The 14,817-nt window shown below is 64.8% G+C and carries 9 protein-coding genes and 1 tRNA gene; 2 read left to right on the top strand and 8 right to left on the bottom strand.

Going from position 1 to position 14,817, the window contains the following annotated elements; all coding sequences use genetic code 11:
- Positions 1 to 64: 64 nt before the first annotated feature.
- Complete coding sequence (locus ACYU70_RS06740) at positions 65 to 1,309, bottom strand: site-2 protease family protein (RefSeq protein WP_342300547.1); 1,245 nt, start codon at positions 1,307 to 1,309, stop codon at positions 65 to 67.
- Entirely contained in the window at positions 1,296 to 1,955 is a 660-nt protein-coding gene (locus ACYU70_RS06735; RefSeq protein WP_342300546.1) for an HAD family hydrolase, read from the bottom strand. The genes ACYU70_RS06740 and ACYU70_RS06735 overlap by 14 nt, the downstream gene beginning before the upstream one ends.
- Positions 1,956 to 2,053: 98 nt before the next feature.
- Between ACYU70_RS06735 and ACYU70_RS06730 the strand changes: the two genes are divergently transcribed.
- A tRNA-Ile gene (locus ACYU70_RS06730) sits at positions 2,054 to 2,127 on the top strand.
- Positions 2,128 to 2,641: 514 nt separating this feature from the next.
- Here ACYU70_RS06730 and ACYU70_RS06725 read toward each other — a convergent pair.
- Together ACYU70_RS06725 and ACYU70_RS06720 are read right to left on the bottom strand one after the other, a co-directional pair.
- A complete protein-coding gene (locus ACYU70_RS06725; RefSeq protein ID WP_342300545.1) occupies positions 2,642 to 2,812 on the bottom strand; it encodes a hypothetical protein in 171 nt (56 codons plus the stop codon).
- Positions 2,813 to 2,883: 71 nt separating this feature from the next.
- A complete protein-coding gene (locus ACYU70_RS06720; RefSeq protein ID WP_342300542.1) occupies positions 2,884 to 3,222 on the bottom strand; it encodes a DUF1648 domain-containing protein in 339 nt (112 codons plus the stop codon).
- A 235-nt stretch (positions 3,223 to 3,457) separates the two neighbouring features.
- Here ACYU70_RS06720 and ACYU70_RS06715 point away from each other — a divergent pair, with 235 nt between their 5' ends.
- Positions 3,458 to 3,772 (top strand): hypothetical protein, encoded by a 315-nt coding sequence (locus ACYU70_RS06715; protein WP_460615950.1) that lies wholly within the window; start codon positions 3,458 to 3,460, stop codon positions 3,770 to 3,772.
- A gap of 237 nt (positions 3,773 to 4,009) precedes the next feature.
- Here the strand turns inward: ACYU70_RS06715 and ACYU70_RS06710 are convergent, their stop codons facing one another.
- The 4 genes from ACYU70_RS06710 to ACYU70_RS06695 form a co-directional block, all read right to left on the bottom strand.
- Positions 4,010 to 4,771 (bottom strand): hypothetical protein, encoded by a 762-nt coding sequence (locus tag ACYU70_RS06710; protein WP_460615949.1) that lies wholly within the window; start codon positions 4,769 to 4,771, stop codon positions 4,010 to 4,012.
- A 531-nt stretch (positions 4,772 to 5,302) separates the two neighbouring features.
- Positions 5,303 to 7,741: a TonB-dependent receptor gene (locus ACYU70_RS06705; RefSeq protein WP_460615948.1), complete on the bottom strand. Its 2,439-nt coding sequence runs from the start codon at positions 7,739 to 7,741 to the stop codon at positions 5,303 to 5,305.
- Positions 7,742 to 8,301: 560 nt separating this feature from the next.
- Positions 8,302 to 10,752 carry a fibronectin type III domain-containing protein gene (locus tag ACYU70_RS06700; protein ID WP_460615947.1) on the bottom strand — a complete coding sequence of 817 codons (2,451 nt, stop codon included), beginning with the start codon at positions 10,750 to 10,752 and terminating at the stop codon, positions 8,302 to 8,304.
- Between the two features lie 322 nt (positions 10,753 to 11,074).
- Entirely contained in the window at positions 11,075 to 14,236 is a 3,162-nt protein-coding gene (locus ACYU70_RS06695; protein WP_460615946.1) for an ATP-binding protein, read from the bottom strand.
- Positions 14,237 to 14,817: the final 581 nt, after the last annotated feature.

Raw genomic sequence — 14,817 nt, 5'->3', positions numbered from 1 at the left:
TGGGAAGCGGGTAGAAGGGAGAACCTTGGAAAGAGCATGACGGCCACTAAATCAGGAATGAGAATTACCCAAACGGACTCGGCGTAAAGCAAAGAACAAAAATAACCACCATCAGCCAGCCCAGCAGCTGGCGGCCGGGGCTAAGGGTGCGCTCATCGGGAGCCGGCGGGTGGTAGATGCCCGTGAAGCGCCCCAGCAGTAGCCCGAACACCAGCCAGCCGGGATTGCCCACCACGCCCGGCAGCAGCGCGGCCCCTGCCAGCTGCGCCGCCCAGATGCCCGCCGCCAGCAGCAGTCCCTGGCGCGGCCGGGGCAGCACCCGCCAGAATATCAGCGCCAGATACCCCGCGTACACCGGCCCGCCATAGAGCCAGGTTTGCCAGTCGTCGTGCAGCGAAAACAGGCCCAGCCCGGCGTAGAAAATGAAGCCTGTGAACAGCACCGGCACCATGCGGTTGAAGCGCCGCGGCCCCAGCAGCCCGTACAGGATATGGCCGCCGTCGAGCTGGCCCATAGGCAGCAGGTTGAGGGCCGTGAAAAACAGGCTGAGCGAGCCGGCCAGCAGCACGGGGTAGTGCATCAGCTCCAGCGGGTGGGGCAGGCGGGCGGGGTCGGCGAAGGTGTGTTCCAGGAATTGGTAGAGCAGCGGGCGGGCCAGGGTGATGCCGTTGGCCAGCTCCTTCGCGCCGTACACATGCTGCGCATAATCAGCTCCATATTGGGCATAGTCTGGGTGAATGGCGTACAGATACGCCAGTGGCGGCAGGTGCGTGAAGCCGTAAATCAGCAGCGGTACCGCCACCAGGAAACCTGCCAGCGGCCCGGCCAGCCCGATATCGAAAAACTCGCGCCGCGAAAAAATCCGCTCCCGAATGCGGATAATGGCCCCGAACGTGCCCAGCCCCATCGGAAACGGAATGTAGTAGGGCAGCGACGTGCGCACTCGGTTGCGGCGCGCCGTGAAATAATGCCCGAACTCGTGCACCGTGAGCACGCCCAGAAACGGCAGCGCAAACCACAGCCCGCGCTGCACCTCCGCCCACAAGGCTGGCCCCCTCAACTGAAACACATCCAGCGGCAAAAAATCGACCGCACCGCGCGTGAGCTGAATACCGGCCAGCGTGGTGGTGATGAGCGTTATCAGAAACAGCCCGATATGCAGCGCCGCCGTGCGCCCTGGCGACGGCTCCGGGCGCTCGAACCTCCGGAACAGTGCCCGCGCCCGGGCCAGGCGGCCGGGCGCATCGGTGGCCACCGGGGCCGCCACATCAGCAGGAAAGCCCGCGAAATCAGGTTCAGGAATGGGCAACGGGGTATTCTCGGGGAAAGGCACGGAGGGCTTCGGGCAGGGCGGTGGTGAGGGTGAGCGGCGGGGCCAGGTGCAGCACCCGCAACCCCAGACGGCGGGCCGTGGCAATGTGCTGCGGGCTGTCTTCGATGAACAACACGTCTTCGGGCCGCCAGTTCATTTCGCGCAGCGCGTGGTGGAATATTTCCTCGCCCGGCTTGCGCAGGCCCACTTCCTGGGAGTAAAACACGCGGTCAAGCACGTCGGCAATGCCGTTTTTGAAGCCGTATTTCGCGGCGAGGCGCTGGTTGATTTCGGCGATGTGCAGCGTGTTAGTATTGCTGAGCAGCGCCGTTTGGTGGCCCTGCCGGCGTAGCTCGCCGATGAGGGCGAGGCGCTCGGCGGGCACGTCGAGCAGCATGGCGTGCCAGGCGGCATCCAGCTCGGCATCGGTGGCGTCGAGGTCGTAGGCGGCACGCAGTCCGGCCCGAAACTCGGCGGGGGAGAGGTGGCCAGTTTCGAAGCGGTCGAACAGCTCGGCCTGGCTGGCCTGCGAAAAGGGAATGGTGCTGCCGGCGCGGCTCAGCCGGCGCAGGGCCGTAGGGGTGGCGTCGTAATCAATATCAATGATGACACCGCCAAAATCGAACAATAAGTGAGGAAGCATGGGCTGGCTTGTTTTTCCATCCGCGAAGGTCGTACTTTTGCACCGTTGGAGGGCCGGCAACGGCAGGGTTGAGGTGAAAGATGACTGCCTCCAGCACCGGGCCTATAGCTCAATCGGTTAGAGCAGCTGACTCATAATCAGCAGGTCACTGGTTCGATTCCAGTTGGGCCCACAAATGAGGTCTGTAAGCAGCTGATTATTAGCTGTTTGCAGACCTCATTCCTTTGTTGCGGGACGGCTTGCGGGACAAAAATTCCAATCTGCCTCTCTAGGGCTCGCGAAAAGCAATATTTTTTTCAGGCTTGCGGGACAAATTTTCTGGCCTCGCTCAGGTCAGCGGGTTAAACCGGCCGCTCGCGGTGTGGGCCAGCCCGACAAATGCGGCGCGGTCTGCCTTCGCCTCTAGAGCCTGCAGGCGGGCATACCAACGGGTAGGCTTGCCCCGGTAGTGCGTTTTGCGTCCCTTTTTGTGTCGGGCCATATGGGCATCTGCTAGCTTGCGGTCTAGCGCGAGTGGCGCAATGAGGGGCTTGAGACTCGCTGGCATCAGTTGGGAATCATAACAAAGCCGCTGGCTAGGGTAGGCTAGGCGGTGGGCAAAGTAGCCCCGGCCCCTGTTCCATACCATGTGGAACCTGCTCCAAAAACTGCCATAGGAAAAAGGTGTGGTTGGTAAGTGTTGAAAACTAGGCCGCGCAAGCATCTTCCGGCTCCAGGTGGCGAAGTAGGGAGAGGGCCGTAGGGGTGGCCAGCAGCGGTTGCACCTGAGTAGCGCGGGTGCGCCGGAACCGGGCCGCAACCTGAGCGGCCGTGACGGGGGCAGCGGCTTGCGCTACCACGGCCCGAACGGCTTGCATCTGTTGGGCCAGCTCGACGGGCTATCTTTCGCCCCTTTGCGTGAACTTCCCTTGGTCCAGGACAGGCACGGCTAGCGGACACCGTGGCCCGCCGCCACGAGCCAGACGCAGAGCACCGCGCTGAGGAACAGCATCCCGCCCGTGAGCAAGCGCCGACTCGCCGCCTGGGCCGGGGTGGTGGCCGGCGGGGAGAGCCACCGGGCCGTTCCGTAGACCAGCACCGGCACCAAGACCAGGGCCCAGCACACCGGCTTAGCCGCGTACTGGTCGGCACCGCCCCGGGTGAAGTGCACCGGCACCTGCGCCGGCAGCGCCGACCAGGTCCACGCTAAGCAGGCCAGGGGCAATAGCAACAAGCCAAGGACCAAGAGTTGACGCCCACGAACGGGCTTCGGTAGCATTATCGTCATGGAACAGGTCGCCAGCAGGCGGGGTGAGGAAGCAGGCGGGGTGGGGAAGGTAGTACGAAAATCCGTTGAGCCTCTGCAGGGGGGTAGAATTCCGCTCGTTATTCTATTCCGACCGTTCTTGTGGACGGGCGCCATAATTCTCACTTGGGGCCCGCGCTTATTCCACGGCTACGCTACTCGCGGGGCAGTGTGGCGCATTTCTTGCCTATGGTTCCGCCTCCGACGGGAACACCGGGTGGTGCTCCCCGCTTTTTTACTTTCTTTCATTCGCCATGCGCCTGCTCTTCCCCATTGCCCTTTCCCCATTGCCCTTGCTCTTTTTGCTACCCTGTCCTGCGCTTCGGCGGCCCACGCCCAGGTAAACATCAACATCGGCCAGCCCGCGTACGCGCCCCAAGTTGTGGTGGTCGAGCATGCCCCCAAGCCGTACCATCCCAAAAAGCTCAAGAAAGGCCAAGCGGTGTACTTGGTGCCCGCGGGCCCGGTGTACTACGAGGAGCGGGGCACGGGGCACGGCAAAGGCAAGGGGCACGGCAAGGGCAAGCACTAACCCGTTTCCTGGCCTCCACCCGCCCGGGCCGCTGTTCACCGGCTGGTATTGACGCTCGTGTCTGTTGCAGAACCCGCAATTTGCTCGAAAACAGCGTGCCTTTAACAGCAGAACGAGCAAAAAGCGGCTACAACGTAAGGTTCAAGGACTGGTTCAACCAATGGCAGCACCTTGGAAAGGCCGATAGTGAGCTCTGCAACAGCCACGGTCCAACAAGCAGACGTGGGCCTTCTGCGCTCACCCGCGCTTCTGTCTCCCGCGTTTGCTCCTTGGTACAACCCGCGTTTTGGGTTCCTGCAATGCCCAGCGGCCTTGGCGCTTGCACACGAGGCCCACGCCGCCCAGCGCGTAGCGGTAGTAATCCACGTCGTAGACAAAGAAGCCCGAGTCGCGGGCCGCGTTGAAGCAGACCCGCGAGAGTTGCAGCCCGCGTTGCCGGCCGGCGCTGCCGGGCGGGTCGGCGTATTCGCGGAAGGGTTCGTAGCGCCAGTACAGCCCGTATTGCCAGACCGGGGGCGGGATGTCGGGACGGTACGGGCGGTCCAGGAGTGTGGCAAAGGCCGGCGCTCCTCGCTGAAGCGCGCGCAGGGCGTGGTTGTGGGCCGGGTGGGTGGTGTCCGGCAACAGCCCCCCGTTCTCGGCCAGAAACGCGGGCAGGCTGCGTAGCGTCGGTGCCAAATTCAACACGAATGGGGCGTCGGCCACCGCCGGGTGCGCGGCCAGGTACGCCCGGTAGTACGTCCACTGCTGGGCCTGCGTGGTGTCGGACGGGGGCGGGGGCGGCACCAATGGAACTCCCGCGGCGGTGTACTGTCCCTGCAGGTCCTCCCAATAGGCCTGCTGCAGCAACTGGGGCAACACGTGCTGGTAGACCTGGTCTTCTTCGGCGGTGTACCCGGGCGCGGGGCTCGCGGCCGTTTGGGAAGCGTCGCCCGCTGCGGTGCCCTCGCTCTGGCACTGGGTCAGCCCCAGCGTGAGGGCCAGAGCCATGAGAAACAAAGGAATGGGGGAAGGCATACGGCGGTGCGGCGGGTTCCTGCGCAGGGAGGGACGGGGAGAGAAAACGTGCGGGGCGTTGCGGGCTCGATGGCCGTTATACCGGTTCGACAGGGCGCCCGCCGCAAGATAGGCCGCGTACACCGGCCAGCGTTCCCAGTACGCTCATTTCTCCTCTTGTTAAGACTGTTAATAGGGATATTACGCGGGGTTGGATGCCGTTTTGGATAGAGAAACGGTCCGAAGGTAAACGCGGTCTGTTTGATGAAAGGAGCCTACGACCGGACTCGTCCGTTATCTATCATCAGGTAGGGTCGCAGGTGCGCGGCTTGCCCCAGCTCCGCGCGCGGGGTTGCCGCAACGTTCCCGGGACAGCCCGCTATCATGCCACCCCCAATGGAACGCGTCCTGGCGGGGCAGGAATAAATCGTTGAGGCGGGCAGAATTGATGGATAAAGGAAGGACTCCTAAAGCGGCGCCCTTGCGAGGAGGCGGGTAAAGCCGGGGGGCACCCGGCTTGAAATGGCCGCCCGGCTAAAACTCCACGATGAACCCCACCGTGGGCACTACCAGCGCGTCGCTGTCGGGCAATAAAATCGGGACGGCGTTGCGGCCATCCGGGCGCAGGGGCTGGCCGTCGGTGGTGGCGTAGCCGGAGTTGTCGGCCAGGCGCTCGAAGGTGTAGGTGGGAACCGAAACGGGCTTGGCGAGCAGGGCATTCTGTACATCGAGGTAAAAATCGAAGCTGAGGCGGCGCAGGCTGATTTTCTTGTCCAGTCGCAGGTCGAGCTGCTGGAAGGGGCGGAGGCGCTGGGTATTGAGTTGGCTATAGTCGAGAATGCCCTGGCCCACGGCCTGGTAGCTAGCGCGGCTGGCGGCTTCGTCATAGGGCGTGTAGGGGCCGCCGCCGCCCACGCGGTACTTGGCACCCAGCTCCCACTGCCGGCCCAATTGGTAGCCCAGCAGGGCCGAGCCTAGGAAGCGGGTATCCCAGGCCGTGGGCTTGTAAATGCCGTCGCGGCCCGTGAACTCGGAGCGGAAGGCCGTGAGCGACACGATGGCGAAGAGCTTGCCGCTGAGCTTTTGCTGAAAGAACGCCTCGGCCCCGTAGGCGCGGCCGCGGCCGGTGCTGGTCACGGCCTCATTGCCAATGGCGTTGAAATCGCCGCCCAGATTGGCCAGGCTGATGCCGTCGCGGACGGACACCGGGTAGTTGTTGTACTTCTTGTAAAAGCCCTCCAGCGTGAAGCGGGTGGCCGCGTCGGGCAGGTACTCGAGGCCCGCCACGTAATGGTCGGCCCGGATGTAGCGGTTGCTAGCGTTGGGGCGGTTGCCGGCTTCATCGCGGAAGCCCAGCAGCGTGCTGGGCGGGATTTTGTAGTAGCGCCCGATGCTGGCGTTCAGGTTCAGCGTGGGCCGCAGGGCGTACGACACCGAGCCGCGGGGCGAGAGGGTGCGGTCAAGCCGGTAGCCTTCGGTGAGGGCGCTGGTGCCGTCGGTGCGCAGGCCGGCCGAGACGGTGAGGCGGCTATCGGCCCCAAACGTGCGGGTGGCCTGGGCAAACGCGCCGTAGCGCACGAAGTCCAAATCGGTCACGAAGCGCACCGTGACGGCCGGGCTCACAAGCGCGCCGGCCTCGCGCACCTCGGCCCGGATGCGGTTGGTCAGGTTGTTATCGTAGTGCACCAGCTGGCCCACCACGCCGTAGCTGTACTGCCAGCGGCCGAGGCGCTTGTTCACGTCGGCGCGCAGCTTGTTTTCGGTTTCGTGGGTGCGGGCGCCCAGCTTGCGGTAGGCCTCCTGGCCGGTGTAGCCGTACTGGAACTGGTCGGCGGCGGCGTACTGCTGGGTGCGGCTCAGGGCCAGGTTCAGGTAGCCGTTTTCAACCAGGCGGCGCAGGTTCAGGCCCACGGTGTAGTTCCACTGGTTGATGGTGGGGTTGTTGCGCAGGATGAATTCCTTGCTCGGCGAGCTTTTCTTGGGCGGCACGATTTCGAAGTGGTCAATCGCGCCCAGTCCCAGCGTGGTGAGCGTGGTTTTGGGCGATATCTTGGTCGTGGTCTTGAACTGAAAGTCGTAGAAATCGGGCCGGATGGGCAAGTCAATCAGCTTAAACAGCACCTGCAAATAGCTGCGCCGGGCCGAGGCCAGAAACGTGGTATTTTTCGTGAGCGGCCCTTCCAGCGTGGCCGCCACCTCGGTGCCCGAGGTGCGCAGGTTGCCCTGAATGCGCTCGGCGTTGCCCTCGCGCTGCCGGAACTGCAGCACCGAGCTCAGCGCATTGTCGTACCGCGCCTGAAAGGCCGAGCTGCTCAACGTCACGTCCTCAATAAAGCTGACGTTGAGAATGCCGGCCGGCCCGCCCGCGCTGCCTTGGGTGGGAAAGTGGTTGATGACGGGCACCTCAATGCCATCGAGGTAGTACACGTTTTCGTTCGGCGCGCCGCCCCGGATGATGATGTCGTTGCGAAACCCAGCCGTGCCGCCGCTGCCGCCGCCGCCCACGCCCGGCAGGCTCTGCACCACGCGGGAAATGTCGAAGTTGCCGCCGGGGTTGCTCTTGATTTCCTCCGTGGTAAGGCGCTGCACGCTCAGGGGCGTTTCGGCGGTGGCCACGCGAATGGCGCGGCTGGCCGTCACGGTGACCTCGTCCAGTGCCTGCGCGGCCTTGTTTAGCTCCAGCGTGAGGGTGTTCACGTTGCCGCTGCTCACGCTGATGTTGGCCCGCAGCAGGGCATCGTAGCCCACAAAAGTGGCGCGCAGGTTGTAGGCACCGGCCGGCACGCCCGCGAGGCGGTAGTGCCCCTCGGCATCGGTGGCCGTGCCAAAGGGGGTGCCGTCGAGGGTAATGCTCACGCCGGGTAGGGCTTCTTGGGTGGCGCGGTCGCGCACGGTGCCGGCCAGGGTGCCGGGGTTCTGGGCACGGCCGGCGATGGACAGGAGCAGGAAAAGTAGGAGGGCGGCGGGTCTCATGCTGGGGCAAGCATCCCCGTTCGGAAAATGTTTGGCGAAGGCCTGGTTGTAGGGCCTGTTGATAGTGCACCTCCTTAACGAGGGTGCAGGTTCGAACGCCTCCCCACAGGCCGACGCCCCCACCGTCGGGGTGCTTTTCGAGGGGATATCTGTAGTTGAAGTGCAGCCCTACGGTCCCGTTGCTCAGTTCCCGCCCACTGCGCGAAGGACGCAAAGTGCCTTGGCCCTCCTCGTCTGCCGAGGCCCGGGCGCAGGGCAGGCAAAGGGGCTGCTGCGGGGGAGCATGACATTCCAGCAAGGCCAGCTGCCCGCACGGCATCCTCTACAACGCAACTGTTTACTTTTTCATGGATGGGGAAGACTAAAAACGGTTTAGCCAAAGGGTCATTACATGTTATGTCTTTCGTTTGCTGGAAGTTTTCCACTGCCATCAAGGCCGCCAAGGCTGGCTACGTGGCCAAGCCGCAGAAATAGCCGCGCAAGTCACGCTCCGCAGGGCCATTACAAACGCAAAAAGGCTGGCCAAGTGGCCAGCCTTTTTTAGAGAAAGCATATGCAAGTTATTCCACTACCACGCGCTTCACCACCACGTCGTTGCCCGATTGGAGCGTGAGCGAGTACACGCCGGCCGCGAGGCCGCGCACGTCAAACTCCGCCGTGCCGCCGCCGGCGGGCAGGCGCAACTGTCGGGTTTGCACCACCTGGCCCAGCGCGTTAAGCAGCGTGGCCGAGGCCGCGCCGAGCGGACCGGCGGGCACGGCCAGCGCGAAGCTGCCGTGGGCGGGGTTGGGGTACAGGCCCACGGTGGCGGCCAGCGCCTCGTTGCGGGTGGCCGTTACCACGGCCAAGCGCACGTTGTCAAAAACGATATCCGTGACGCCAAAGTCGCCGGTGGCGCGGAAACGGATGACTGTGGTAGCCGAGGTGCTGGCGATGGGGGCCGTGACGGCCAGAATGGCGGTGCTGACGCGGAGGTTGAGCACGGGCGTGGCATTGAAGGTAGCCCCGCCATCGGTGCTTACCAACACTTCGAGCCGGTCGGTACCGCTGGAATTGACGTAGTCGAACGACAGGGTCTTGTTCCCGGCCGCGCTCATGTTCACGTACAGGTCGAGGGTGCCGGTGCTGCCCGCCGGGGCATCGTAGGTGTGGAAGCGGGCCGAATGCGCCCCCTGGCTGCCGCCCGTGGAGTAGCCGCCGAGGGTTGTCGGCCAGTTAGCCGATGCGCCGTCGTCCTCCCGGCGCCACGACTGGATGCCCGTGGCCGGGGTGTTACGCCAGTTAGCGGTGGGGGCGTCGCGCACGGCGCTCACGCTTAGCCACGGGCCTTCGAAGCTTTCGTTCACGGGCAGCGTGGCATAGGGGGCGGGCGTTTGCGTAGTAGTGAAGCTGACCGTGGCCGGCAGCGAGGCCTGTCCCGCGCCGCAGCTGGTGCTCAGGGCCACGGTGTAGAGGGTGCCGGGGGTCAGGCCGGTCAGGACCACGGGCGAGCCGGTGGGGGCCGGCGTCAGGGTGGTGGGCGTGCCGCCACCGGTGGCGTAAGTCAGCGTGTAGCCGTTGGCTCCGGTGGGTGCGGTGAAGGCGAGCGTGGCCCCGGTCGTGGTGAGGCTGGTGGCCGTCAGGTTGGTCGGGGCGGGACAGGCGGTGGCGGGAGCCGTCACGGCTTCTATCATCAGCCGCTTGTAGCCCCCGGTATTGCCACTAATGATTAAGGGAGGAAAAGCGCCGATGGTGGAAACGTCGTAGAAGGCATTCTGCCGGCCCGGCTCGTCAACCTGAACACCGTAGGGAAAGTAGTTGACCGTTTGGCCGGCCGGGTATACTGCCACCATGCCCACGAGCACATCGGTGCCCGCCGGCAGGGCCACCTGGGTGGTGAGGGGCAGTGCCACGTAGGTGTTGATGTCGGCGGCCGTGAGCACGTAGTCGGCCGAGCGGGCCAGCAGGACGCCGGTGGCCAGGTCGACCAGTACCCCGTACACCGTTTTGCCGATGGAGCTGCCGGGTTGCCCGGCGGCCAGGCCCCCAAAGTTGACGACATACGAGCGCACCTGCGTCACGCTAACCGAACTGTTGACGTGATAACGGCAGGAGAAGGCACGGTTAGGCAGGCTGGGTCCATAGAAGAAACTGCCAGTAGCGCCGCCCGGGGCGGCGTAAGAGTACGTGGTGGTGTTGACCACCTGCGTCACGCTGCGGCTATTGTTGGTATTGTCGTCGTCGGTCGGGACGGTCACCGCCAGGGTGTTGGTGCCGGTGCCGGTGGGCGTGAAGGCGGCGAAGCTCACCGTAGCCGAGGCCCCGGGTGCCAGCGTAGGGACGGTTTGGGTATTGGTGAAGGCATTGGCCCCGGTCACGGCCAGGGTCACGGGCAGGTTGGTCTGAGGGCTGCTGCCCTGGTTGCTCACCACGGCTTGCACCACGTGGGGGGCACCCGGCGGAATGGGCAGCTGGGTGAGCGTGAGCACGGCATCCACGGCCGCGTCGTTGGCCACCGGCACCGTGGCGCAGATGGTGAACGGGCCCTGCGTATCCCCCGAGCCGTAGCCTGCTACGGACACGTAGTAGGTGGTGGCGGGCGTCAGGCCCACTACCACCAGTCGGGGCGCTTGGGAGTTATTGGACCCGCCGGATGTGCAGCCAATAGAAGTGAACGGCCCCGCCACCCCACCCGTGCTGGAAAACAGCTGCACTTGGCCGGCCACTGTGCCCGTCACCGCAATGGCGGCCGCCGTGCTACCGAGTCCGCTGGCATCGGTCCTTAACCGGAACCACACGTCTTTCGGCGTGACGGCAATGCCGCAGCCGGGGTTGGTGTAACCGTTGGGTACGGTGGTGGTGGCCCCCGCGTTGGTGGCGCTGGTAGGCGTGCAGGTGGCGGCCAGGGGCAGCCCGATGGCCCCGGCCGGGTCGTCGTTGGCGGGCACCTGGGCGTGGGCCGCTAGGGGCAGTAGTAGCACTGACAGTAGGCGGCTCGTGCGCTTCAACCAGAGGTGTATAGCTGTAACCATAGGAAGGGAGGTTAGCGAGAAGCGGGAGCACGTCATGCAATTCCCCGCTTCCCGGATGTGAAAAATGATGTTCACAAATCTCCCGCAATGCTTTTGGTAACAGGGTACAATCCTTGCCAATATTCAATAAGTCCTGATTTTGGCAGGCGCGATGCCCGTTTGGCAGAGAACGTGCCTTCCACCAGTGCTTTTTTCGGGGCCGCTGCCCCGCGAAATTCGGCCTGTCGTTTCAGGTGGCAGAACTGGTGCGCCCCGAACGGCAGTTCCTGTCGGCTGCGCGCAGCAGTGCCCCCCCAATAGCGACCTCCTCTTCGTGCTAGCGCTAACTACGGTAGGTATGAGGCCGGCGCCCAAACCGTTCCGCATACCGCGCGGCAAAGGAGCGGGCATTGACAAAACCGGCGGCGTCGGCCACGTCGGCCACGGAGCCAAAGCTGCCGGCTTCCAGCAGCTGGCGGGCGCGGTCGAGGCGCAGTTCGCGCAGCCAGGCGGCGGGCGTCAGGCCGGCCAGCTCGCCCAGACGGCGGTAGAGGGTCCGTTCGCTCAGACACAGCAGGCTGGCCAGCTCGGCCGGTCCGAAGGCGGGGTCCGCTAGGCGGGCCCCCAAATGGGGCTGCCAACGGGCCAGTTGCTCCGCCCCCTCCGCGCTGGTGAAGGGCGAGGCCGCGCCGTCGGGTTCGGCGGCGGCCTGGTCGGGGGGAGCGGTTGCCGCTAGCTCAGTTTCCCGCGCCAGCTCCTCGGCGGAGGACAGCGCCTCGGGCGGCTGGCTGGCAAACTGGCGGCGCACGGTGTGGCGGCGCAGCAGCGTGGCCACGCGGGCCAGCAACTCGGCGGGTACGAAGGGCTTGGTAAGGTAGTCGTCGACGCCCACCGTGAGGGTGGCCAGGCGGTGGGCCTCGTCGGCGCGGGCCGTGAGCATAAGTACGGGCAGGCCGGCGCAGGTCGGGTCGGCCTTAAGGCGGGCCAGCAGCTCGGTGCCGCTCACGCGCGGCATCATGGCGTCGGTGGTGACGAGGTCGACGGGTGCTTCGCGGGCCAGCACATCCAGCGCGTCCTGGCCGTCGACGGCGGTGAGCACCTCATATGCGGGGGCCAGCAGCTGGCGGAGGTAATCGCGCAAGTCGGCCTGGTCTTCCACCACCAGCACCCGCGGCCGGGGGCCAGTGCCCGCATCCGGCAAGACCGGAATGAAGTCAGTTAGCTCCTCGAATTTATCTTCTTCAATGGCGTTTTCTTGGTCGTCCGGTTCGGTGTTTTCGGTGTTTTCGGCGGCATCCGCGGGTAGCACCGATGCGGGAAAGCGCAGGGTGAAGGCCGCGCCCAGGCCCGGCTCGCTTGCCAGCGTGAGGGTGCCGCCCAGCAGCGTGGCCAGCTCCCGGCTCAGGGCCAGGCCCAGGCCGGTGCCGCCCTGGGCCTGGCCCTGGGGGCTCTGGTAGAAGCGCTCAAACACGCGCGCCTGCTCGGCCGGCGCAATGCCCGGGCCGGTGTCGCGCACCGTCAGCACGTAGTGGCCGGTGGCATCGGGCAGGGCGGCGCCCACGGTCACGGCCCCGCCGGCGGGGGTATGATTGAGGGCGTTGATGAGCAGGTTGGTCAGAATCTGTTCCACCTTGTCGGCGTCGAGCAATAGGCACAGGCCTTCGGGCAGCGCGAGCGGGGCCACCAGCGCCACGCGCCGCTCGGCGGCCAGCGACTCGAACTGCGTCACGACCCGGCGCAGCAGCGGGGCCACCGCCGTGGGTCCGGGCCGCAGCTCCAGGCGGCCGGCCTGCAGCTTAGTTAAATCTAGGATGCGGTTGACCAGCTCCAGCAGGCGGCGGGCGCTGCGGTGGGCCAGGGCCACGGGCTCGTGCACGGCGGCGGGCAGGGCCGGGGCCGTCAGCAAGCCGTCGAGGGGGCCGAGCACCAGCGTGAGGGGCGTGCGCAGCTCGTGGCTGACGTTGGCGAAGAACTGGTTTTTGGCCGCGTCGAGCTGGCCGAGGCGGGTGGCCTGCTCCTCAAGCTGGGCTTTTTGGTAGGCCAGCAGGGCGGTGGCCCGCTGCTGGCGGCGGTGGCTGCGCCACTGCGCTCCGCTGAACAGCACCAGCAGGCCCGTGCCGCCCAGCAACCAGGCCAGGGCCGTGCGCTCGCGGGTGGCGCGGGCCGTGGCCTGGGTTTGGGCCCGGCGCAGGCTGGCAATGCGCACGCCCTGGCGGCGCTCCACCTGTTGCTGCTCGTAATACGACACCCGAAAGCCTCCCTGGATTTCCTGCAACGAATCGTTGAGCCGGGCCGCGGCCAGCGCGTAGGGCGCGGCCAGCGCGGGCTTCCTTTGCTGGGCGTAGAAATCGGCCAGCTGCCGCAGGTAGCGAAGCCGAAGCGGCTGGGAATGCGCCTGCCGGGCCTGGCGCAAGGCCGCGAGCCAGGCGGTTTCGGCCAGGGCCGGCTCCTTCCGGGCAGCGTAGTATTGCGCCCAGGTGGCATCCAGTTCGAAAAAGCCATTGCGACTAACAATGGGCACCTTCGCGGAGTCTCCCAGGTGCTGGGCTTGGGGAAGAAGCCGGCCTGCCGCGGCCAGTTGCTGCTGCGCAATGAGGACCGCGGCCTTCAAAGCCAGCGCCATCGGCTTCTTATTGCTCACGTCACCAGACAATCCAGCATTTTGCAGCGCTGACTCAGCAGTCCGAGCTGCCTCCCCATAATTGCGTTGATGCAGATAAATAGCGGTCAGGTTAAAGTAGACATAGGCAAGCGCGTCGGGGTCAGAGTAGGCCAGGGCTTGCCGCAGGTAAAACTCCGCCTTGTTATCGTTTCCCCAGCTTGCGTACGTAGCCCCGACGACGGCCATTTCATTGTAGTACCAACGGGTATCGAGGCGGCGGTAGAGTTCGGCGGCTTGCAGGTAATAGCTAATAGCATGGTTATAGTTTCCCCTGAAGTTATAACAGGCTGCCAAGCCGTGGTAGCAGGGGGCCATGCTTTCCATTGCTCCCCGTTGGCGATAGTAGCTCAGTTTGGTTTCGAAATAGGCTTGCGCAGCATCCCATCGCTGCAAATCGCCGAAAGCAATCCTTATGCGCCGCAGGAGTCGTGGCTGCTGACGCCCAAGGCTATCAAACAGGTTAACGGCCGCCTGCAAGCTGTCCAGGGCCGGAGTTTTGGCCGCTAGACCCAGTTTGTCATCAGGCAGGTTCGCATTGAGCAGCCGCCAGCTGTTGAGCCATAACCGATAAGCCAAGTACTCGGGGCGGTGCAGTCGATGCGTCAGCGCTATGGTCTGCTCCAGATACTGCAGAACTTGTACTTCTTCAGTGCTTGCGCTCAAGCAGTCAATCAGGTGCTGCAGGGTGCGCAAGCGGGCCGTATCGGCGCGTTGCCGGGCCAGCACCTGCCGGAGGGAGTCGGGGTTAGCGTCCCAGTAGGCGTGGCCGCGCTGGGCCAGCAGGGGGCGGGTGGCCAGCAGTAGCAGGCACAGTAGCAGCAGGCCGCTTCTTACGAGGTTCATACAAGGGTCGGTAGAAAAATGCTCGCAGGCACTCAAATGAAGAAGGCGGGATGAGAATATTTTCGAGGCATTTGCTGATGAGCAAGGTACTGCATTTAGTTCTGCTTGTTGGACAAAGTGGTAAGCATGGCCGGGCCACCGAATACTTATTTTGCCGGTTCAGGCAACTAGTCGCGCAGCCACCTGCGCTGCAACGGAGCCAGCCCGGTACCTGCCATTGCGGGCCAGTTCGCGGCGCCACTCAGCAGCCACTAAAGCGCCCTAAGCGCAAAAAAGGCACGCCCTGAACGGCGCACTTTCTCCTGCCTAGCGCTCTATTGGCGCTGTACGGGGGACCTGCTACAGGATACCTAACCACGCAATCCCACATGCGCCTGCCTTTCTGGCGGGAGTAGATGCCGCCCAAATGGTCCTGGTTGAAGCCGTCCTCGTGTGGGTCGAGGCGGTCGTGGCGCTGCTACGTGTCGGATACGTGTTGCCGGTGGCAAGCTACGTTGGCCATACCTGACTTGGCCACTAAAAGAAATGGGGCAGCCCGGCAATTTCTGGCATGCAAAGGGGCAAAAAGGTAAAATGAGGTG

This window comes from Hymenobacter segetis, assembly GCF_054776495.1.
The sequence above is the reverse complement of the archived record's forward strand: the minus strand, read 5'-3'. Positions and strand labels throughout refer to the sequence as shown.